Origin of the sequence: Shinella sp. WSC3-e, from assembly GCF_945994535.1 — a bacterium.
GTDB lineage: Bacteria > Pseudomonadota > Alphaproteobacteria > Rhizobiales > Rhizobiaceae > Shinella > Shinella yambaruensis.
Genome location: NZ_OZ000530.1, coordinates 2121897 through 2142463, shown reverse-complemented (window position 1 = coordinate 2142463; position 20567 = coordinate 2121897). Strand labels below are relative to the sequence as shown.

The 20567-nt window shown below is 65.1% G+C and carries 19 protein-coding genes and 1 riboswitch; of the genes, 9 read left to right on the top strand and 10 right to left on the bottom strand.

Annotated features, from left to right (window positions below):
* Positions 1-3 precede the first annotated feature (3 nt).
* The 4 genes from AABF56_RS10630 to AABF56_RS10615 form a co-directional block, all read right to left on the bottom strand.
* Entirely contained in the window at positions 4-828 is an 825-nt protein-coding gene (locus tag AABF56_RS10630) for an ABC transporter permease (protein ID WP_272805888.1), read from the bottom strand.
* The gene (locus tag AABF56_RS10625) at positions 828-1694 is read right to left on the bottom strand and encodes an ABC transporter permease (RefSeq protein WP_272805887.1); all 867 of its coding nucleotides are present in this window, start codon (positions 1692-1694) and stop codon (positions 828-830) included. Before AABF56_RS10625 ends, AABF56_RS10630 begins: the two co-directional genes overlap by 1 nt.
* Positions 1695-1886: 192 nt before the next feature.
* Positions 1887-3050, bottom strand: coding sequence for a polyamine ABC transporter substrate-binding protein (locus tag AABF56_RS10620; protein ID WP_272805886.1), 1164 nt, complete (start codon positions 3048-3050; stop codon positions 1887-1889).
* Between the two features lie 30 nt (positions 3051-3080).
* Entirely contained in the window at positions 3081-4160 is a 1080-nt protein-coding gene (locus AABF56_RS10615; RefSeq protein WP_272805885.1) for an ABC transporter ATP-binding protein, read from the bottom strand.
* A gap of 196 nt (positions 4161-4356) precedes the next feature.
* On the opposite strand from AABF56_RS10615, the gene AABF56_RS10610 reads away from it, so the two are divergent.
* Positions 4357-5154, top strand: a complete 798-nt coding sequence (locus tag AABF56_RS10610) for a helix-turn-helix transcriptional regulator (protein ID WP_244766830.1) — start codon at positions 4357-4359, stop codon at positions 5152-5154.
* A 198-nt stretch (positions 5155-5352) separates the two neighbouring features.
* On the opposite strand, the gene AABF56_RS10605 is transcribed toward AABF56_RS10610, so the two are convergent.
* The 6 genes from AABF56_RS10605 to AABF56_RS10580 form a co-directional block, all read right to left on the bottom strand.
* Positions 5353-5856: a 6,7-dimethyl-8-ribityllumazine synthase gene (locus AABF56_RS10605; protein WP_443021101.1), complete on the bottom strand. Its 504-nt coding sequence runs from the start codon at positions 5854-5856 to the stop codon at positions 5353-5355.
* 65 nt (positions 5857-5921) lie between these two features.
* A riboswitch (FMN riboswitch) is annotated at positions 5922-6071 on the bottom strand.
* A 124-nt stretch (positions 6072-6195) separates the two neighbouring features.
* Positions 6196-7257, bottom strand: a complete 1062-nt coding sequence (locus tag AABF56_RS10600; protein ID WP_272805884.1) for an ABC transporter ATP-binding protein — start codon at positions 7255-7257, stop codon at positions 6196-6198.
* A 9-nt stretch (positions 7258-7266) separates the two neighbouring features.
* Positions 7267-8049, bottom strand: coding sequence for an ABC transporter permease (locus AABF56_RS10595; protein ID WP_244766828.1), 783 nt, complete (start codon positions 8047-8049; stop codon positions 7267-7269).
* Positions 8046-8936, bottom strand: coding sequence for an ABC transporter permease (locus AABF56_RS10590; protein WP_272805883.1), 891 nt, complete (start codon positions 8934-8936; stop codon positions 8046-8048). The genes AABF56_RS10595 and AABF56_RS10590 overlap by 4 nt, the downstream gene beginning before the upstream one ends.
* An 83-nt stretch (positions 8937-9019) precedes the next feature.
* Positions 9020-10126: an ABC transporter substrate-binding protein gene (locus AABF56_RS10585; RefSeq protein WP_244766826.1), complete on the bottom strand. Its 1107-nt coding sequence runs from the start codon at positions 10124-10126 to the stop codon at positions 9020-9022.
* 100 nt (positions 10127-10226) lie between these two features.
* On the bottom strand, positions 10227-11105 hold the full coding sequence (locus AABF56_RS10580; RefSeq protein ID WP_398431877.1) for a MurR/RpiR family transcriptional regulator: 879 nt from the start codon (positions 11103-11105) through the stop codon (positions 10227-10229).
* A gap of 189 nt (positions 11106-11294) precedes the next feature.
* Here AABF56_RS10580 and AABF56_RS10575 point away from each other — a divergent pair, with 189 nt between their 5' ends.
* From AABF56_RS10575 to AABF56_RS10540, 8 genes are all read left to right on the top strand, one after another.
* Positions 11295-12059: an N-formylglutamate amidohydrolase gene (locus AABF56_RS10575; protein ID WP_272807486.1), complete on the top strand. Its 765-nt coding sequence runs from the start codon at positions 11295-11297 to the stop codon at positions 12057-12059.
* A gap of 133 nt (positions 12060-12192) precedes the next feature.
* A complete protein-coding gene (locus tag AABF56_RS10570; RefSeq protein ID WP_244766824.1) occupies positions 12193-12702 on the top strand; it encodes a TRAP transporter small permease subunit in 510 nt (169 codons plus the stop codon).
* Positions 12699-14021, top strand: coding sequence for a TRAP transporter large permease (locus tag AABF56_RS10565; protein ID WP_272805882.1), 1323 nt, complete (start codon positions 12699-12701; stop codon positions 14019-14021). The genes AABF56_RS10570 and AABF56_RS10565 overlap by 4 nt, the downstream gene beginning before the upstream one ends.
* A gap of 131 nt (positions 14022-14152) precedes the next feature.
* Positions 14153-15208, top strand: a complete 1056-nt coding sequence (locus AABF56_RS10560; RefSeq protein ID WP_244766822.1) for a TRAP transporter substrate-binding protein — start codon at positions 14153-14155, stop codon at positions 15206-15208.
* Between the two features lie 81 nt (positions 15209-15289).
* Positions 15290-16654, top strand: a complete 1365-nt coding sequence (locus AABF56_RS10555) for a glutamine synthetase family protein (RefSeq protein ID WP_443021155.1) — start codon at positions 15290-15292, stop codon at positions 16652-16654.
* 207 nt (positions 16655-16861) lie between these two features.
* Entirely contained in the window at positions 16862-18241 is a 1380-nt protein-coding gene (locus tag AABF56_RS10550; protein ID WP_244766820.1) for an aldehyde dehydrogenase family protein, read from the top strand.
* 5 nt (positions 18242-18246) lie between these two features.
* Positions 18247-19392, top strand: coding sequence for an iron-containing alcohol dehydrogenase (locus tag AABF56_RS10545; RefSeq protein ID WP_272805880.1), 1146 nt, complete (start codon positions 18247-18249; stop codon positions 19390-19392).
* A gap of 220 nt (positions 19393-19612) precedes the next feature.
* On the top strand, positions 19613-20329 hold the full coding sequence (locus AABF56_RS10540) for a ParA family protein (RefSeq protein ID WP_272805879.1): 717 nt from the start codon (positions 19613-19615) through the stop codon (positions 20327-20329).
* Positions 20330-20567 lie beyond the last annotated feature (238 nt).

Below are 20567 nucleotides of genomic sequence, written 5' to 3'. Positions count from 1 at the left end.
GTCTTACTCTCCGGCAGGCGATTTTCGGGTTTTCTCCCGCATCAGCAGGCGGGCGATGAGGATCAGGAGCAGCGAGGCGACCAGCACCATCGTCGCGATGGCGTTCACCTCCGGCGTCACGCCGCGGCGGATCGAGGCGAAGACGTAGATCGGCAGCGTCGTCTTGGAGCCCGCGACGAAGAAGGCCACGATGAAATCGTCGAAGGAGAAGGTGAAGGCGAGGAGGAACCCGGCGAGCACCGAGGGCAGGATCTGCGGCAGCACGATGTCGCGGAAGGTGGTGAGCGGCGTCGCGTAGAGATCGGCCGAGGCCTCGACGATGTCGCGCCCGAGCGTCGCGATGCGCGCCTTCACGATCATGGTGACGAGCGCCATGGTGAAGAGGCCGTGCGCGGCGATGATCGAGCCGTAGCCGAGGCCGAGCTGCGGCGGTTTTTCGCCGGGCCAGATGGCGGCGATCGCCGGGTTGATCGCGCCGAAGACGGCGACGAGGGCGACGAGCGTCGCGATGCCGATGACGACGCCCGGCACGACGATGGCGGCGGCGAGCAGGCCGTCGAAGACCGCGCGGGCGCGGCTGCCCAGCCGTTCGAGGCCGAGCGCGGCCATGGTGCCGAAGACGGCGGCGAGCGTGGCGCTGACGAGGGCGATGATCAGGCTGTTCTGCAAGGCCGTGATGAGGAACGGATTGGCGAGCGCCTTGCCGTACCATTCGACGGAAAATCCGGTGAACTCGCTCGCATTGCGTCCCGCATTGAAGGAGAACAGCACGACGAGCGCGATCGGCGCGTAGAGGAAGAGATAGACGGCGGTGATCAGCGCGCGCATCAGACGAGGTCCACCTGTCTCGTGCCGGAAATCCTCCAGGCGATGCGCATGGCGACCATCAGCACCACCACGACGACGGCGACCAGCGTGACGGCGATGGCCGAGCCGAAGGGCCAGTTGCGCGATTGCAGGAAGAGATCGACCAGCGCGTTGCCGATGAAGAAGACCTTGCCGCCGCCGAGGAGCTGCGGGATGAGATATTCGCCGAGAAGCAGGATGGTGACGAGCGCGACGCCCGTCATGACGCCCGGCAGCGACAGCGGCAGGGTGACGGAAAAGAAGGTCGACAGGGGTTTTGCGCCGAGGTCGGCGGAGGCTTCGAGCAGGCGCCGGTCGAGCTTTTCGAGGCTGACATAGATCGGCATGATCATCAGCGGCAGGTAGCCGTAGACGATGCCGAGCAGTACGGCGCCGGGCGTGTTGAGCAGGCGCACGTCGGCAATGCCGATCATGTCGAGCAGATTGGGAATGCCGCGCGAGCCGAGGATGTACATCCAGGCATAAGTGCGCACGAGCAGGCTCGTCCAGAACGGCACGACGACCAGCGAGACGAGCAGCAGCCGGTGGCGCGGGCTCGCCTTGACGGCGAGGTAATAGGCCGTCGGATAGGCGACGAGGAGGCAGAGGAAGGCGCCGGCGGGCGCAAGCATGAGGGTGTTCCAGTAGGCGGCGGAGCGGGCCGGCAGGTTGGCATATTGCGCGAAGGTGAACGCCGCCTGGTAGCCGCCTGCCGGTCCGCGCTCGCCGACGGAGAAGACCAGCATGGCGATGAAGGGCAGCACGAGGAAGACGAACAGCCAGGCGGAGGTCGGCGCCAGCAGCGCCGCCGTCACCAGCCGTCTTTTCGTCGTCATCGTCAGGGGCATTGCGGTTGATCCTGTTGCAACATGCGAGGGTCGCCCCTCATCCGGCCTGCCGGCCACCTTCTCCCCGCAGGCGGGGAGAAGGAAATGTGTGGCTGCGTCCCGTTCCCTCTCGAAGGGAATGATGCGGGCGCCGCATACCCTTCGCCCCGCCTGCGGGGAGAAGGTGGCGGCAGCCGGATGAGGGGCTTTCCGCTACGCCGACTTGAACCGCGCCATCAGCTCCGCCCGGGCCGGGTCCGTCAGCGTCACGGCGGCGCCGAATTCGAGCGGGGTCAGGGCGGCCTCGTCGGGATAGACGATCCTGTTGCCGGTGATTTCGGCCGGCAGCAGCGAGAGCACGCGGCTGTCCGTCGTCGGCGCGCCGTTGGCGATGTGCTCCTTCACCGCGTTCTGCGGGTCCATCAGGAAGTTGAGCAGGGCGTAGCCGGCCGGCTTGTTGGTGGCGCTTGTCGGCACCGCGTAGAAATCCGACCAGATCTCGCCGCCGTCCGAGCCGAGCGCGAACTGGATTTCCGGGATGTCGCGGTTGAGCTGCGCGCCGTCGTTCGTCCAGCACATGGTCATCCAGGCGTCGGAGGCGCGCATGGAGGGCTGGTAGTCGCTGTTGATGGCGTAGAGGTGCGGCTTGACCCTGATCAGCAGTTCCTCGGCCTTGGCCAGCTCCTCGGGCTTGACCGAATTGAAGGAGAAGCCGAGCGAGACGAGGGCGTTGCCGATCGTGGTGAGCTGGTAGTCGTGCACCATGGCGCGGCCGTCCGCCTCGGTCATGGCGACCTCGAAGAACTCCTTCCAGCTCGTCACCTTCGACTTCACCTTGTCGGCATTGACGGCGATGCCCGTCGTGCCCCAGTTCTTCGGCAGGGCATAGACCTTGCCGTCGACCGTGCCCTCGTTGGTGAAGCGGGTGTTCTGGGTGCCGGGGTCGAAGTTCGGCACCTTGGCAAGGTCGAGCGGGTCGATCAGGCCGAGGCCGGCATAGGTGGAGATCGTGTAGTTGGTGGGCACGAAGAGGTCCCAGCCGGTGCCGCCGGCCTGGAGCTTGGCCAGCATCTCCTCGTTCGAGCCAAAGACGTTGACCTCGACGGCGACGCCCGTCGCGGCGGTGAAGGCCTCGAAGGTCGCCGGGTCGTGGTAGTTCGGCCAGGTGGCGAGCGACATGGCGGAGCCGAGGTCTTCCTGCGCGTGCGCCTCGCCGGTGAAGAGGCCGGGCTGGCGCGCCAGCACGGCGGCGGCAAGGCCGAGGCCGGTGACGGCGAGGAAGTGGCGGCGCGTCACGGAGCCGCGTTTCAGCCGCATGAACTCGTCCGTCAGTTCCCGAGCGCTGATCGGGGCATTCTCTCTGAACCATTTCGACATAATGCTGTTCCCCTGTTGGGCCTGTTTCCCTCAGGCCGGAAAGATATGCGTCTGGCCGGGATCGAAGCTTATGGCGACCCGTTCGCCCGGCGCGACGAGGTCGTTTTGCGATTGGCTGTGGCGTTCGGCGGTGACGAGCAGGTCGCCGAGCCCGTCGACGGCGACGGAATATTCGGCGGCCGAGCCGAGGAAGATGCGATGCGTGACCGTGCCTTCCAGCGTGGTCGCGCCGGCCGCGCCGCGCGAAAGGCGGATCGCCTCGGGGCGAAGCGCGACCGTGACCGCGCCCGGCGCAAGATCGGCGCGCGCGGCGGGCAGGGCCGCGCCATTGCCGAGGCGCACGGTGCCGCCGGTTTCCAGCGTGCCGGCAAAACGGTTCGTCTTGCCGACGAAATCGGCCACGAAGAGATCGGCGGGCCGGTCGTAGACCTCCTGCGGCGTCGCGAGCTGGCGGATGCGGCCGGCGCTCATCACGCAGACGAGGTCGCTCATCGACAGCGCCTCCTCCTGGTCGTGCGTGACGAGCACGAAGGTAATGCCGAGATCGCGCTGCAGCGTCTGCAACTCGATCTGCATGGCGGTGCGCAGCTTCTTGTCGAGCGCGGCGAGCGGCTCGTCGAGCAGCAGCACGGAGGGCTTGTTGACGAGCGCGCGGGCGAGCGCCACGCGCTGCTGCTGGCCGCCGGACATCTCATGGATGCGGCGCCCGGCGAAACCGGTGAGGCGCACCATCTCCAGCGCCTCGCCGACACGGCGGGCGATCTCCGCCGCCGGCAGCTTCGGGCGCAGCTGCCTCAGCCCGTAGGCGACGTTCCTCTCCACGTCGAAATGCGGGAAGAGGGCATAGTGCTGGAAGACCATGTTGACCGGGCGGCGATAGGCCGGAACGCCGTTGGCGACCTTTCCGGCGATCAGCACCTCGCCCTCGCTCGGCTGCTCGAAGCCGCCGATCATGCGAAGACAGGTGGTCTTGCCGCAGCCGGACGGACCGAGAAGCGCGACGAAGGCACCCTTCGGCACGGAAAGATTGATGTCGGAGACCGCGGTCACCGCGCCATAGCGCTTGGTCACCGAACGGAACTCGATGTCGTTCGTTGGGGCGGATGTCACGTCTGTTCCCTGCGGTTGTTGGTCTCTTGGCGATCTCTGCCGCCTTGGCCACCGTCGAGGGGGATGCTAGTCAGCGGCCGATGGGTGGTATATACCCCGAGAGAGGTATTTTATCCGTAAATCGGCTGTGGAAGGAGTATATCCGGCGGCAGTCCATTCCGGCTGCCGCGGGGGAAATCGGGGGAGCAGCGGCGCCATGCGGGTCGATTTCACGGCACTTTTTCGCACCCTGGCCGACTGGGCCGGCGCGCCGGAGAGCTCCGACCGGCAGACCGGAGAGACCCTGCTTGCGATGATGCGGGCGCTGGTGCGCTTCGACGACATCGTCATCTTCGCCTATCACGAGAAGGCGCGGCCGATCGACCTCTTCAGCACCTTCGATGCGGACGACCACCACGTCTTCGTGACGCTCTACCAGGCCGGACCCTACCTGCTCGATCCGTTCTACCGCACGACGCGCGCCGGCCGCGCCGGCGTCTTCCGCATGCGGGAGCTGGCGCCGGACCGGTTCTTCTCCAGCGAATATTTCCGCACCTATTATTCGCAGACCCGGCTTGCCGAGGAGATCGGTTTCTTCGTGCCGGTGGACGACGGCGTGACGGTGGTGGTCTCGCTGATGCGGCGCGAGAAGACCGGCGTCTTCCCCGCGCCGGAATTCGCCCTGCTCAGCGATGCAGAACCCTTCGTCGCCGCCGTGGTGCGGCGCGCCTGGAGCGGGCTTGCCGGGCGCTTCGCGGAGACGGGCCAGGGGCGGGGGCGGCGGAGCGAGCCCTTGAGCGCGGCCGACAGGGTGTGGCGCAAGCTGAACCTGACGGACCGCGAGGCCTCGATCATCGAGCTCGTCCTGCAGGGACACTCGTCGGAATCGATCGGCCTGAAGCTCGACATCTCCACCGGCACGGTGAAGGTCCATCGCCGCAACGTCTACCGCAAGCTCGGCATCTCCTCGCAGATCCAGCTGCTGTCGATCTATCTGAAGAACCTTCAGGGGTAGGCGGGGCGGCCGGTGCGTCGTTAGCGAAGGCGGGACCACTCTCCTTCTTCCTCCGTCATCCTCGGGCTTGACCCGAGGATGACGGAGGAGAGGGAGGTGCAAGGGAAAAGCCCGGCATCGCTGCCGGGCTGCGTCAAGTCTTTTCAAAGGCTTGCGGGCCTATCCTGACGGATCGATTTCGCGTCTTCAAATCGTGATTCAAGCGACCGTCGCCAGCGCGACCTGCGCCCGCGCGTCGATGATCTGGCGGGCGGCGTTGGCGGCTTCCCTGCCCTTGATGACGAAATGGTCGCGGAAGAAGGCGATGTGGGCGTCCGATTCCTGGAAATTGTGCGGCGTCAGCACGGCCGAGAGCACCGGCACGCCAGTGTCGAGGCCGACGCGCACGATGGCGTCCACCACGGTGCCGGCGACGAAATCGTGGCGGTAGATGCCGCCGTCGACGACGAGGGCGACGCCGAGAATGGCGGAATAGCGGCCGGTGCGGGCGAGAAGCTGGGCATGCAGCGGGATTTCGAGGGCGCCGGGCACATCGATGATGTCGACCTCTTCGGCGCGGCCGCCGAGCGCGGTCCATTCGGCGACGAAGGAATCGACCGCCTGGTCGACGATGCCGGCGTGCCAGCGGGCACGGATGACGGCGATGCGGGCGGCGGGGGTGGCATTCACATTCATGTCGAGGCCTTTCAAGGGTTGAGCCATTTTGCAACGGTCCCCTTGGGCGAACACGCAGGACGCGACCCCGCCGCTGCGGGCGGGTGGCTCCTGCTTGCTCTCTTCCATCCGGACTGTGACCGTCGGCTCCGGCATCGCACCGGATCTGCTGACCCTTGCCTTTGGGGCAAGGCGCTCGCGGGCTCCGGGTTTTCACGCCCGATACCGCCGGTGGGGAGTTTCACCCCGCCCTGAGAACGATGGGAGACTAGCCGGCGAAAGCCCGCAGATCAAATCCGCGGGCGACGCAAAAGACGCAATTCACGACAGATTTTTCCAAAGCACGGCCGAAACCTGGAAAACCGCTTCGCGGCCGTGCCTGCACGCTCAGTCGCGGATGACCAGGAGATCGCCGGCCGTGAAGCGCAGCGTGACCGTCTCGCCGACCGTCGGCGGCACGAGGCCGGGGCTGTTGAACATGTCGAAGGAGATGATGCTGTCGCCGACCTTCATGCGGGTGCGGATGACCGAGCCGAGGAAGTTCGAGGAGACGACCTCGCCCGTCAGCGCCGTGTCGCCCCTGGCGTCGGGGGCGGTCGAGCCGGCTTCCGGGCGCAGCGCCAGCGAGACGGTGTCGCCGGCCTTCGCATTGCCGAGCGGCTCGCGCAGCGTCACGCCCTGATCGCCGATCGAGACGCGGTTGGCGGCAGGATCGACGACCTTCGCCTCGATGAGGTTCAGCGTACCGACGAAGTTGGCGACGAAACGGGTGGCGGGACGGTTGTAGATGTCCGCGGGCTTGCCGATCTGGTCCGCCTTGCCGGCGTTCATCACGACGATGCGGTCGGAGATCGACAGGGCCTCTTCCTGGTCGTGGGTGACGAAGACCGTGGTGATGCCGAGCTGCTGCTGGATCTGCCGGATTTCCTCGCGCAGCGACACGCGGATCTTGGCGTCGAGGGCGGAGAGCGGTTCGTCGAGCAGGAGGACCTGGGGCTTGGGCGCGAGTGCCCGGGCGAGCGCCACGCGCTGCTGCTGGCCGCCGGACATCTGGTAGGGGTAGCGGTCGGCGAGGTGGTCGAGCTTGATGAGGCCGAGCATCTCCTTGACGCGCGCGTCGATCTCGGCCTTCGGCCGGCCGGCGACCTTGAGGCCGAAGGCGACGTTTTCGGCAACGTTCATGTTCGGGAAGAGGGCGTAGGCCTGGAACACCATGCCGATATTGCGCTGGTTGGGGCGCAGGTTCTGCTGGCTCTTGCCGTCGATGGTGATCGCGCCGCCCGAGGGCGTCTCGAAGCCGGCGATCATGCGCAGCACGGTGGTCTTGCCGCAGCCCGACGGGCCGAGGAACGAGATGAACTCGCCCTTTTCGATCGACATGTTGAAATCCTTGACCACCTGGACGGGGCCGAAGGACTTCTGAAGGCTGGTGAGGGTGAGAAAGCTCATGGAAAGTCCTTAAGTCGCGCTCTGCGCGCCCTTCTGGAAACGGGAAACAAGCTGGATCAGGCCGAGGCAGCCCCAGGTCAGCGCGAAGGACATGACCGCAAGCGCGGCCGGCTCGTAGGCGCGGTTGGCGCCGAGCAGCTGCATGTAGGGACCGAAGGCCGGACGGTTGAGCAGGGCGGCCATGGTGAACTCGCCGATGACGATGGCGAAGGTGAGGAACGCGCCCGACAGCACCGCGACCAGCACGTTCGGCAGGATGATCCTGGCGAGGATCGTCGTCCAGCCGGCACCGAGGCTCTGAGCCGCTTCCGTCAGCGTCGCGATGTCGATGGAACGCAGGCCCGTATCGACGGAGCGGTACATGTAGGGCAGCGCCAGCGTCGCATAGCCGAACATCAGAAGGATGTTCGTGCCGGTGATCGAGCCGGTCAGCGGCAGCCAGCTCGAGGTGTTGTAGAGCCGGATATAGCCGAAGACGATGACGATGGCCGGGATGACCAGCGGCAGCAGCGTGACGAATTCGATATAGGGACGAAGGCCCGGCAGCTTCAGCCGCACCCAGTAGGCGGTCGGCACGACGAGCAGCACGCCGAAGACGATGGTCGCGAGCGCCATCAGGATCGAATAGGTGAAGGTCGCCTGGAAGCGCGGATCGCCGAGCACGACGGCATAGGCATCCAGCGAATAGACGCCACGGCGCATCTTCAGGGAGAAGTTGGTCATGCCGAGCAGCGGCAGGATGAAATAGAGCATTCCGAAGATGAGGGCGCCCCAGGCCCAGAACTTTCTCATTTCAGCCACCTTTCGCTGCGGGCGCGCAGCCAGATGTAGATCGTGTTGGCGATGCCCGTCACGACGATCATGCCGAAGGCGAGCGCATAGCCGAGATGCGGGTTGCCCAAGACGTCGCCGCGGATCTGCGCGAAGAGCAGGATCGGCACGATGGAGAGCGAGGAACCGGTGAGCGCGATGGCGGTGGCGACGGCCCCGAAGGCGTTCGCGAAGAGCAGCGCCAGCGTGCCGAGGAAGGAGGGCAGCAGGATCGGGAAGGCGACCATGCGCCAGTACTGCGCGTTCGTCGCGCCGAGGATCTGCGCCGCTTCCCGCCATTCGCGCTTCAGGCCGTCGAGCGCGGGCGTGATGATGAGGATCATCAGCGGGATCTGGAAGAACAGATAGGTGATCGTCAGGCCCCAGAAGGACAGGATGTTGAAGCCGAGCGCGCGCAGGTCGATGCCGAGCTGCGACTTCAGGAACACCGTCAGGAGGCCGACGGGGCCGAGTGTGGCAAGGAAGGCGAAGGCGAGCGGCACGCCGGCGAAGTTGGAGGCGACGCCGGAAAAGGTCAGGAGCGGGCCGCGGATCCATTTCGGCAGGCCGCCGAGCACCACGGCGGATGCGACGGAAAAGCCGATCAGGCAGCCGAGCAGGGCGGAGGCGATGGAGATCTTGATCGATATCCAGTAGGCCGAGAGGATGGAGGTGGTGAACAGGCCCCGGATATTGTCGAGCGTGAAGCTTCCGTCCGGCGTCTGGAAGGCGCCGACGACGATGCGCATCGTCGGCATGATCAGGAACAACAGGACGAAGATCGCGAACGGCGCCGCGCCGAGCCAGTGCAGCGGGAGGCGGAAGGGCGCCCGCGCGGGGGGCGGTGCTGCTGAGCTGTCTGATGACATTAAGTTGGCCTCATGGGGTTGCCGTCATTGGCATACCGCAATCGTCGCCCCGGCGACGGGCCGGGGCGACGGGGATGCTGTCGTTACTGCACGTTCGCGCCGACGACCGAGTCCCAGGCGCCGGTCACGGCGGCGTTGTTGGCGTCCACTTCCTCGAGCGTCGGGAAGTAGGCCTTCTCATAGGATTCGGCCGGCGGCAGCGCGTCGATCAGGTCCTGCGGGATCTTGCCGGCCTTGACCATGGCGTTGAAGCGTGCCGGATGGCAATAGCCCTTCAGCCAGCCGAGCTGGCCCTCGTCGGAATAGAGGTGCTCCATCCACAGCTTGGCGGCGTTCGGATGCGGCGCATAGGCCGAGATCGCCTGGACGTAGACGCCGGCAAGGACGCCCTTTTCCGGAACGACGACTTCCGTCGGCGGGTTGCCGTTGAGGGTCTTGGCCCAGCCGAGCGCGTTGTAGTCCCAGGCGATGATGATCGGGGTGGAGCCCTGCGCCAGCGTGCCGGACTTGCCGATGACCGGAACGAAGTTGCCGGCCTTGTTCATTTCGGCAAAGTAGGCAAGGCCCGCTTCGCCGGCTTCCTTGCCGGCCTTCGCATCCTTGCCGAGGCCGGCGGCCAGAACGCCGAGGATGGCCTGGTTGGAGGCGCGCGGATCGCCGGCAAGCGCGACCTGTCCGGAATATTCCGGCTTCAGCAGGTCGGCCCAGTCCTTCGGCGTGTTCTCGACGAGGTCCTTGTTCACGAAGAAGGACATCACGCCGTAGTAGTCGCCGTACCAGTAGCCTTCCGGATCCTTGATGGTGTCCGGGATCTCGTCCCAGGTGGAGACCTTGTAGGGCTGCAGCAGGCCTTCGGCCTTTGCCGACGGACCGAAGGACAGGCCGACGTCGATCACGTCGGGCGACTGCGGGCCCTTGTTGTCCTTGTTGGCCTTGATGGCTTCGATCTCGTCGGCCGAGCCGGCATCCGGGTTCAGTTCGTTGACCTGGATTTCCGGGTACTTGGCCTTGAAGGAGGCGATGACCTCGCCATAGCCGCACCAGTCGTGCGGCAGCGCGATCGTCGTCAGCATGCCTTCCTTCTTGGCGGCCTCGATGAGCTCGGCGCTCGGCTCGGCGAAGGCGAGCGAGGGAACGGCGATCGCCAGCGCGGTGGAGAGCGAAAGCAGACGTTTCGTATGTGACATCACGGGTGTTCTCCTTTTGTGAGTCAGTCAACTTCGGCGAAGCTGATACTGGCGGCAGATGAAGCTTATGTGACAGTTTTATTTCGTTTTTTTCGGATGTCGATCAGGGCTTTCCGGGAACCTCCGGTTTTGGTTTGCGAAACAGCCGGCTGGCCTCGAAGAGGCCCTCCAGCGTCTTCATTCGGCCGCTGGTTTCCTCCCAGCCCGAACTCTGGACGGCCTCGATCAGCGCCTCCACGATGAACAGCGTCACGACGGACGAGTCCCAGGCCGACGGCGCCTCGATGTGCACGCGAAAGACCTTCGCCGCGACCTTGGCGACGGGCGAGGCCCACTGGTCGGTAAAGAGCACGATCTCGACGCCGCGCTCGCGGGCGACGCGGCCGAGCGTCTCCATCTCCTGCTCGTAGCGGCGGATATCGAAGATCACGAGCACGTCGCCGGCCTTCATGTTCAGGACGTAGTGCGGCCAGGAGCTGGGATTGGCGGCGATCTGCGTGACGTTCGGGCGGATGACCTGGAGATGGGTGAAGAGGTAGTCGGCCAGCGCCTTCGTGATGCGCCCGCCGATGATATAGATGCTGCGCTGGCGGTCGGCGAGGAGGGCGCTGGCGCTGTCGAAGTCGGCGGTCTCCACCTGCGAGAGCGTCTGGCGCAGGTTGGTCATGATCGCGTCGGCGAAGCGGTTGAGGATATGCGTGCCGGGCGCCCTGGCCGCCCAGCGGTCGTGCTTGCTGATCGGGCTCGACAGGGTGGCTTCCAGCTCATGGTGCAGGCGGGCCTGGAAATCCGGGAAGCCGCGAAATCCCAGCTTCTGCACCATGCGGGCGACCGTGGGCGTCGACACGCCGGCGTTTTCCGCCACCGTCGTGATGCTGCCGAGGCCGGAGACGGGATAGTTGTCGAGCAATGACGTGGCCAGCTGCTTTTCGGCGCGCGTCAACGCGTCGAAATGGGCACTGATCACATCCGACACCGTCATGGATGCTTGGTTGAGTGTCAAATTGTTCCCCTGCGCTCCGGTCTTCGCCGGAGTTCGGGAAATTAAACATCGCTGTCACAATTCGAGTCAAATGTTTTTTTGAAGAGATTTTTTCACTACCCCGTTGACAGCGGCAGGGCTGTGAAGAATTCTCTTCATAAACGATAAGAGCCGGTCGAGGGGATCAGGCTGATGGGAATTCTGACTGGAGAGGAGGGCGACCCCGTCGCCCTGGAGAATGGTGTTGCCCGCGGTCCGGTCGTCCTGGTCTGCGAGCATGCATCCCGGCTGCTGCCGAAGGCGCTCGGCACGCTCGGCCTTACCGAGGAAGCGCTCGAAAGCCATATCGCCTGGGATCCGGGCGCGCTCGCCGTCTCGCGCCTCATGGCACAAAGCCTTGACGCGACACTGGTTTTCCAGCGGTTCTCCCGCCTTGTCTACGATTGCAACCGTCCGCCGGAATCGCCGGCCGCCATGCCGGAAAAGAGCGAGGTCTTCGCCGTTCCGGGCAATGCCGGGCTCGACCAGGCGGCGCGCGATGCCCGCACGCAAGCGCTCTACCTGCCGTTCCGCGACAGGCTGTCCGGCCTTGTGAAGAGCCGGATCGCTGAGGGCAGGGCGCCGGTCATCGTCACCATGCACAGTTTCACGCCGGTCTATTTCGGCAAGCCGCGCGCCGTCGAGATCGGCATCCTGCACGATGCCGACACGCGCCTTGCCGATGCCATGCTGGCGGCGGCCGGCAGCGCCGGGCCCTTCGACATCCGCCGCAACGAACCGTATGGACCGGAGGACGGGGTGACGCATACGCTGAGGGAGCACGGCCTTGCCAACGGCCTTGCCAATGTGATGATCGAGGTCCGCAACGACCTCGTGAAGGACGAAGCCGGCCAAAGGGTCGTGGCCGATTATCTGGCGGGACTGCTCAAGAAGAGCCTTCCCGCAATCCAATAACAAAGACCCGGGGAACGACATCCGTGGAGACGGAGAAGAACACAAACAGGAGAGGCCAAGCGGATGCTTGCTTTGTCATATCGGAGGCCCGGCCCGACTGAGATTGCCGTCGTCCGGAACGGGGGCAGGGGCCATGCCTGATTTCATCAAGACCTATGTTCGCTTTGTCGACACGTTCAACCGGCGTGTCGGCCTTTTCGCGATGTACCTGATCTTCGCGATGTTCGCGATTCTGCTGTATTCCTCCGTCTCGAAGGCCTTCCACCTGCCGGCGAACTGGACGCTGGAATCGGCGCAGTTCACCATGGCGGCCTACTACATGCTCGGCGGCGCCTTCGCCATGCAGACCGGCGACCATGTGCGGATGGACCTGTTCTACGGCACCTGGTCGGCGAAGAAGCGGGCGGCCTTCGACACCGTCACGGCGATCGCGCTGATCGTCTTCCTCGGCTTCATGCTCTATGGCGGCATCACCAGCACGACCTATGCCATCCAGTTCAAGGAAAAGAGTTTTACCGCCTGGGCGCCCTATATGGCGCCGATCAAGATCGTCATGACCTTCGGTGTCGTGATGATGCTCGCGCAGGCCACCGCTTCGCTCTTCAAGGATATCGCCGAGTTGCGGGGAAGGCCCATCGCATGAGCTACGAATTCATCGCAATCACGATGTTCGCCGGCATGATGGTGCTGCTGCTCACCGGGCAGCGGGTCTTTGCCGTCATCGGTTTCGTCGGCGTCGTCGCGGCCTTCCTGCTATGGGGCACGGGCGGCTCCGAAATGGGCTTCGCCTCGGTGATGAAGCTCGTCAAATGGTATCCGATGCTGACGGTGCCGATGTTCGTCTTCATGGGCTACATGCTGTCGGAATCGGGCATCGCCGAGGACATGTACAAGGCGATCCACGTCTGGATGGGGCCGATCAACGGCGGCCTGGCGCTCGGCACGGTCGGCCTCATGGTCGTCATCTCCGCCATGAACGGCCTTTCGGTCGCCGGCATGGCGATCGGCGCCACCATCGCGCTGCCGGAGCTGCTGCGCCGCGGCTATGACAAGGTCATGATGACGGGCGTCGTACAGGGCGGTTCGACGCTCGGCATCCTCCTGCCGCCGAGCGTCGTGCTCGTGCTCTACGGCATGATCGCCCGCGTGCCGGTCGGCCAGCTCTGGCTCGCCGGCGTGCTGCCGGGCCTGATGATGGCGGCGCTGATGGCGATCTACGTCTATGTGCGCTGCCGCGTGAACCCGGCGCTCGGCCCCGCCCTGCCGCCGTCGGAACGCAACGTGCCTTTCCGCGAGAAAGTGGCGCTCCTGTCTGCCGGCATCGTGCCGCTCGGCATCTTCGCGCTGATGATGTGGCTGTTCCTCAGCGGCATTTCGAGCCTGGTGGAAAGTTCCGCCATCGGCGCCATCTGCTCGGCGCTGGTCGCCTGGTGGCGCGGGCGCCTCAGCGTGCGGCTGTGGAACGACGTCCTGCAGAAGACGCTCGGCATCACCTGCATGTTCATGTGGATCCTGATCGCCTCGCTGTGCTTCGGCGCCGTCTTCGACGGTCTCGGCGCGGTCAAGTCGATCGAGCGCTTCTTTCTCGGCGACCTTGGCCTCGAACCCTGGCAGGTCCTGGTGCTGATGCAGCTTTCCTTCCTCGTCATGGGCATGTTCCTCGACGACACGGCCATGCTCGTCATCGTGGCGCCGCTCTACATCCCGCTGGTGCAGAAGCTCGGCTTCGACCTCGTGTGGTACGGCGTGCTCTACACGATCACCTGCCAGATCGCCTACATCACGCCGCCCTTCGGCTACAACCTGTTCATGATGCGTGCCATGGCGCCGCCCGGGATCGGCATGACCGATATCTACAAGTCGATCTGGCCCTTCGTCGGCATCATGGTGGCGAGCCTGATCATCATCGGCGTGTTCCCGGAGATCGCGACGTGGCTGCCGAACAACTACTACGCCAAATAACCGGTTCGCCGGCGGCGGCAGTCGCCGGCCTGCAAGGGAGAATGAGGCCGAGAGAAGAAAAGACGATTGACCGACCGGGATGAACGGCCGTTCCCGGCAAAACCGAGACGTTTAACCAGAGGGATAGAGATATGACCAACAGACGGCAATTTCTGACACGGGCCGGGGCAGTCACGATCGGCGCGGCCGGCGCCGCCACGCTTTCCGCCCCCGCCATCGTGAAGGCGCAGACCGCCATCAAGTGGCGTTTCCAGACCTATGCGGGCGCCGCGCTCGGCGAGCACGTCACCAAGCCGATCATCGACGCGATCAACGCCGCCGCCAAGGGCGAGCTGGAGATCGAGCTCTACTTCGCCGACCAGATCGTGCCGACGGGCGAACTGTTCCGCGCGCTTCAGGCCGGCACGATCGATGCCGTGCATTCGGACGACGATTCCATGGCGTCCCCGGCGGACGTCGCCACCTTCGGCGGCTACTTCCCGCTCGCCACCAAGCAGATCCTCGACGTGCCGGTGCTCTTCAAGCAATACGGCCTCGCCGACATCTGGAAGTCGTCCTACGAGAAGGTCGGCGGCGTCGTCTGGCTCTCCTCCTCGGGCCAGGATCCCTGCCACTTCAACACCAAGAAGGCGATCACCTCCGTCAAGGACCTCGAGGGCCTGCGCCTCTATACCTTCCCGACGGCCGGCCGCTTCCTCAGCCAGTTCGGCGTCGTGCCGGTGACGATCCCCTATGAAGACGCACAGGTCGCCGTGCAGACCGGCGAGCTCGACGGCATGGCCTGGTCGGGCATCACCGAGGACTACACGGTCGGCTGGGCCGACGTGACGGACCACTTCCTGACCAACAACATCTCGGGCGCCTGGATCGGCTCCTTCTTCGTCAACGAGCAGAAGTGGGCGGAACTGCCGGACCACCTGAAGAAGCTGGTCCTGACGGCGATCGAGGCCGGCAACAACTACCGCGACCAATGGTACTGGGGCGGCGAGGCGAAGCTGCGCGCCGAAGGCACGAAGCTGAAGCTCACCAGCATTCCGGCCGAGGAGTGGAAGGTCGTGGAGGATGCGGCCAAGGTGTTCTGGAAGGAGATCGCCGGCCAGAGCGAGACGGCCGCCAAGGTCGTGAAGATCTTCGAGGACTACAACGCCATCATCAACAAGGCCGGTCCGCCCTACGTCAACGGCTGATCGCATCCAATCCCTCCGGGCCGGGCCGGCAAGGCCCGGTCCGGCATGAAGCAGCAACCGCCAGGACCGCCACCGATGACCATGACCTATAGTTTTGACGACCTGAAGAAGGATGTGGCCGAGGGCCGCATCGATACCGTTCTGGCATGCCTCGTCGACATGCAGGGGCGCCTGATGGGCAAGCGTTTCCACGCGCAGTATTTCATCGACAGCGCTCATGAAGAGACGCACAGCTGCAACTACCTCCTGGCGACCGACATGGAGATGGAGACCGTTCCCGGCTACCGGTCGACGAGCTGGGCCGCCGGCTACGGCGACTACACGATGAAGCCGGACCTTGCGACGCTGCGCAAGTTGCCGTGGCTCGAAGGCACCGCGCTCGTGCTCTGCGACGTGCTCGACCACCACACCCATGCCGAGGTCCCGCACTCGCCGCGCGCCGTGCTGAAGAAGCAGGTCAAGCGGCTGGAGGCCATGGGCCTGAAGCCCTTCATGGCGAGCGAGCTCGAATTCTACCTGTTCGACCAGACCTTCGACGATGCGCGCGAGAGCGGCTACCGCGACCTGCGCACGGCGTCCGGCTACAACGAGGACTACCATATCTTCCAGACCACCAAGGAAGAGGATGTCATGCGGGCGCTGCGCAACGGCCTGCAGGGCGCCGGCATTCCGGTCGAGAACTCCAAGGGCGAGGCCTCGCCCGGCCAGGAGGAGATCAACGTGCGGTATGCCGAGGCCCTCACCATGGCCGACCGGCATTCGATCATCAAGAACGCCACCAAGGAGATCGCCTGGCAGCGCGGCAAGGCCGTCACCTTCCTCGCCAAGTGGAACTACAACCTGGCCGGCTCCTCCTCGCATATCCACCAGTCGCTGTGGAGCCTCGACGGCAAGGAGCCGAAGTTCTTCGACAAGGACGGCAAGTACGGCATGTCGGAGCTGATGGGCATGTATGTGGCGGGCCTGCTCGCCCATGCCAGCGAGATCACCTATTTCCTCGCGCCCTACATCAATTCCTACAAGCGCTTCGTCGCCGGCACCTTCGCGCCGACCAAGGCGATCTGGAGCAAGGACAACCGCACCGCCGGCTATCGCCTGTGCGGCGAGGGCACCAAGGGCATCCGCATCGAATGCCGCGTCGGCGGATCGGACCTCAACCCCTATCTCGCCATGGCGGCGCTGCTGGCGGCCGGCATGGCCGGCATCGAGCAGAAGCTGGAGCTGGAGGCACCCTTCGAGGGCGACGCCTATGGCGGCAAGGACATCCGCGAGATCCCCAAGACCCTGCGCGGCGCGGCCGCCGCGCTGAAGGAATCCGACATGCTGCGCGAGGCCTTTGGCGACGACGTCGTCGACCACTATGTGCGCGCGGCCGAATGGGAGCAGGAAGAATACGACCGCCGCATCACCGACTGGGAGGTGGCGCGCGGCTTCGAGAGGGCGTAGAAGCGTTTCGGGAATTGCCCCTCACCCTAGCCCTCTCCCCGCAAGCGGGGAGAGGGGACCTGCCCTGCGAAAGGGTGTTGGTCTGGGAAAACGGCACGGCATATTTCCTTCTCCCTGCTTGCGGGGAGAAGGTGGCCGGCAGGCCGGATGAGGGGCAACCGGAGCGCCAGAACTGAAATTCCGAATAGAACCAACAGGAAGTCGATCATGACTGTGATCAAATGCATATCCCCCGTCGACGGCTCGGTCTATGCCGAGCGCGAGGCGATGCCGCTGGCGGCCGCGCAAGAGGCTGTCGCCCGCGCGAAGAAGGCGCAGAAGGCCTGGGCCAGGCGCCCGCTCGAAGAGCGCGTCCAGCTCGTCCTCAAGGGCGTTGCCCGCGTCAACGAGATGGCCGACGAGATCGTGCCGGAAATCGCCTGGCAGATGGGCCGCCCGGTCCGCTACGGCGGCGAGTTCAAGGGCTTCAACGAGCGCTCCAACTACGTCGCCGAGATCGCCGGCTCCTCGCTGGCGCCGATCGTCATCGAGAACAGCGAGCGTTTCGAGCGCCGCATCGAGCGCGAGCCGCATGGCGTCGTCTTCGTCATCGCGCCGTGGAACTATCCCTATATGACCGCGATCAACACGGTCGCGCCGGCGCTGATGGCCGGCAATGTCGTCATCATCAAGCACGCCGCCCAGACGCTGCTCGTCGGCGAACGGCTGGTGCGCGCCTTCAACGAGGCGGGCGTGCCGGAGGATGTCTTCCAGAACGTCTTCCTCGACCATGACACGACCTCGGCGCTGATCGCCGGCAACGCGTTCGACTTCGTCAACTTCACCGGTTCGGTCGAGGGCGGCCGGTCGATCGAGCGCGCGGCGGCCGGCACCTTCACGCCGGTCGGCCTCGAGCTCGGCGGCAAGGATCCGGGCTACGTCATGGAAGACGCCGACCTCGACGCCGCCGTCGACACGCTGATGGACGGCGCGACCTACAATTCCGGCCAGTGCTGCTGCGGCATCGAGCGCATCTACGTCAACGAGAAGCTCTACGACGCCTTCGTCGAAAAGTCCGTCGCCTGGGTGTCCAACTACAAGCTCGGCAACCCGCTCGATCCGGAAACGACGCTCGGGCCGATGGCGCACAAGCGTTTCGCCGCGACCGTGCGCTCGCAGATCGCCGATGCGGTCGCGAAGGGCGCGAAGGCTCTGGTCGATCCAAAACTCTTCCCGGCCGATGACGGCGGTGCGTATGTCGCCCCGCAGATCCTCGTCGATGTCGACCATTCGATGGAATTCATGACGGAAGAGACGTTCGGCCCGGCCGTCGGCATCATGAAGGTCAAGAGCGATGAAGAAGCGCTCGCCCTGATGAACGACTGCAAGTACGGCCTCACCGTCTCGCTCTGGACGAAGGACGCCGATCGCGCCGCAAACATCGCCCGGGACCTTGAGACCGGCACCGTCTTCATGAACCGTGCCGACTATCTCGACCCGGCGCTCTGCTGGACCGGCGTCAAGGAAACGGGCCGCGGCGGCTCGCTCTCCGTCATCGGCTTCCACAACCTCACGAGACCGAAATCCTACCATTTCAGGAAAGCTTGAAGAGCATGACCATCACCGCCAACTGGAGCTACCCGACCGCGATCAAGTTCGGGGCCGGTCGCATCAAGGAACTCGCCGACCACTGCAAGGCCGTGGGCATGAAGAAGCCGCTGCTCGTCACCGACCGCGGCCTTTCGACCATGGCGATCACGAAGGAAGCGCTCGACATTCTCGACGCCGCCGGCCTCGGCCGGGCGATGTTCGCCGAGGTCGATCCGAACCCGACCGACAGGAACCTCGAAGCCGGCGTCAAGGCGTTCCGTGACGGCGGCCATGACGGGGTCGTCGCCTTCGGCGGCGGCTCCGGCCTCGACCTCGGCAAGGCCGTCGCCTTCATGTCCGGCCAGACGCGGCCGGTCTGGGATTTCGAGGATATCGGTGACTGGTGGACGCGCGCCAATTCCGACGGCATCGCGCCGATCGTCGCCGTGCCGACGACGGCCGGCACCGGCTCGGAAGTCGGCCGCGCCTCGGTCATCACCAATTCCGAAACGCACACCAAGAAGGTGATCTTCCATCCGAAGTTCCTGCCCTCGGTGACGATCTGCGATCCGGAGCTGACGGTGGGCATGCCGAAGGTCATCACCTCGGGCACCGGCATGGACGCCTTCGCCCATTGCCTCGAAGCCTATTCGTCGCCGTTCTACCACCCGATGAGCCAGGGCATCGCGCTGGAGGGCATGCGCCTCGTCAAGGAATTCCTGCCGCGCGCCTACAAGGACGGGACCGATATCGAGGCCCGTGCCAACATGATGTCGGCGGCCGCCATGGGCGCCGTCGCCTTCCAGAAGGGCCTCGGCGCGATCCATTCGCTGTCGCATCCGGTCGGCGCCATCTACAACACGCACCACGGCATGACCAATGCCGTTGTCATGCCGCCGGTCCTGACCTTCAACCGCCCGGCCATCGAGGCGAAGATCGCCAGCGCCGCCGCCTATCTCGGCATATCCGGCGGCTTCGACGGTTTCTTCGACTATGTGCTGCGCCTGCGCGAGGAGCTCGGCGTGCCGGACAAGCTGTCGGCGCTCGGCGTCGGCACGGACCGGATCGACGAGATGGCCGCCATGGCGATCGTCGATCCGACGGCCGGCGGCAACCCGGTGGAACTGACGCTGGACGCGGCCAAGCGCCTCTTCGTCGAGTGCATCTGAATTCTTGCCGTTAACAAATGACAGAGGCCCGGAAAACCATGGTTTTCCGGGCCTTTTGCTTGAGAAGGCGAAAGTCCGGCGCCGTTCTCGTTAATCTTCGCCATGCGCATGTTTCCATTTCGTTAACCATGTTTTGAAAGGTTTGAGCAAGCGGGCGCCATTCTCACCGGGCCGCCTGACGAGAGCGATGAGAAAGCTCGCAGCATTCATGAGGAAAGACATGCCAGTCATCACATTTGCCAATGCCAAGGGTGGCGCGGGCAAGACCACTGCGGCGCTGATCCTTGCCACCGAGCTTGCAAGCCGGGGCCACCGCATCACCATCCTCGATGCGGACCCGCAGCGCTGGATCAGCCACTGGCACGAGGTTTCCGGCCGCCAGCGCAACATCGCCGTCATCTCGGAAGTCACCATGGCTTCCATCCAGTGCCATATCCGCGAGAACCGCGATACGACCGACTATTTCATCATCGACCTCGCCGGCGCGCGAGACGCGCTGGTCGCCACCGCCATCGGCCTGTCCGACCATGTGATGATCCCGGTGCAGGGCTGTGCCATGGATGCGCGCGGGGCGGCGCATATCCTCGAACTCCTGAAGCAGTTCGACGAGAAGGCGGGCATCCGCATCAACCATTCGGTCGTGCTCACCCGCATGAATTCGCTGGTGACGACCCGCGCGATGAGCGCCATCAAGGCGCTGCTCGCCGCCCGCGGCGTTGCCGTGCTCGACACGCCAATCGGCGAGCGCACCGCCTTCCGCGACATCTTCGATTGCGGCGGCACGCTCTATACGATGGATGCGGCCAAGGTGAGCAATCTCGACAAGGCCTGCGAGAATGCGCGCCTTTTTGCCGACGAAGTGCTGCGCCTCCTGCCGGTGCGCAAGCGCATCGCCACCGAACGCGGCTTCTTCCGCACGCTGCAGCGGGCGGCCTGAGCCTTCCGGATTGACGATTGACAAGAACGGCTGCGACAAAGGGCGCAGCCGTTTTTCGCGCCGCAACGCCATGCCGGTAATGAACAATTTACCACGCTTAACCTAATGATATCGCGTCAGAAAGCGACCTCGCCGGCGATGCGCCGCCGCGGGGACCCATGAAGGGTTACGGGCAAGACGCGGTGCCGCCCGGCGCCGTTGCCCCGATTTTCCGCTGCTTTCCCCGTTTTCTCGAGTT

Excerpts from the sequence above, each read along its gene's own strand:
- AABF56_RS10630 (WP_272805888.1), bottom strand. The coding sequence starts at position 828 with ATGCGCGCGCTGATCACCGCCGTCTATCTCTTCCTCTACGCGCCGATC.
- AABF56_RS10625 (WP_272805887.1), bottom strand. The coding sequence starts at position 1,694 with ATGCCCCTGACGATGACGACGAAAAGACGGCTGGTGACGGCGGCGCTG.
- AABF56_RS10620 (WP_272805886.1), bottom strand. The coding sequence starts at position 3,050 with ATGTCGAAATGGTTCAGAGAGAATGCCCCGATCAGCGCTCGGGAACTG.
- AABF56_RS10610 (WP_244766830.1), top strand. The coding sequence starts at position 4,357 with ATGCGGGTCGATTTCACGGCACTTTTTCGCACCCTGGCCGACTGGGCC.
- AABF56_RS10605 (WP_443021101.1), bottom strand. The coding sequence starts at position 5,856 with ATGGCTCAACCCTTGAAAGGCCTCGACATGAATGTGAATGCCACCCCC.
- AABF56_RS10600 (WP_272805884.1), bottom strand. The coding sequence starts at position 7,257 with ATGAGCTTTCTCACCCTCACCAGCCTTCAGAAGTCCTTCGGCCCCGTC.
- AABF56_RS10595 (WP_244766828.1), bottom strand. The coding sequence starts at position 8,049 with ATGAGAAAGTTCTGGGCCTGGGGCGCCCTCATCTTCGGAATGCTCTAT.
- AABF56_RS10590 (WP_272805883.1), bottom strand. The coding sequence starts at position 8,936 with ATGTCATCAGACAGCTCAGCAGCACCGCCCCCCGCGCGGGCGCCCTTC.
- AABF56_RS10580 (WP_398431877.1), bottom strand. The coding sequence starts at position 11,105 with ATGACGGTGTCGGATGTGATCAGTGCCCATTTCGACGCGTTGACGCGC.
- AABF56_RS10570 (WP_244766824.1), top strand. The coding sequence starts at position 12,193 with ATGCCTGATTTCATCAAGACCTATGTTCGCTTTGTCGACACGTTCAAC.
- AABF56_RS10565 (WP_272805882.1), top strand. The coding sequence starts at position 12,699 with ATGAGCTACGAATTCATCGCAATCACGATGTTCGCCGGCATGATGGTG.
- AABF56_RS10560 (WP_244766822.1), top strand. The coding sequence starts at position 14,153 with ATGACCAACAGACGGCAATTTCTGACACGGGCCGGGGCAGTCACGATC.
- AABF56_RS10555 (WP_443021155.1), top strand. The coding sequence starts at position 15,290 with ATGACCTATAGTTTTGACGACCTGAAGAAGGATGTGGCCGAGGGCCGC.
- AABF56_RS10550 (WP_244766820.1), top strand. The coding sequence starts at position 16,862 with ATGACTGTGATCAAATGCATATCCCCCGTCGACGGCTCGGTCTATGCC.
- AABF56_RS10545 (WP_272805880.1), top strand. The coding sequence starts at position 18,247 with ATGACCATCACCGCCAACTGGAGCTACCCGACCGCGATCAAGTTCGGG.
- AABF56_RS10540 (WP_272805879.1), top strand. The coding sequence starts at position 19,613 with ATGCCAGTCATCACATTTGCCAATGCCAAGGGTGGCGCGGGCAAGACC.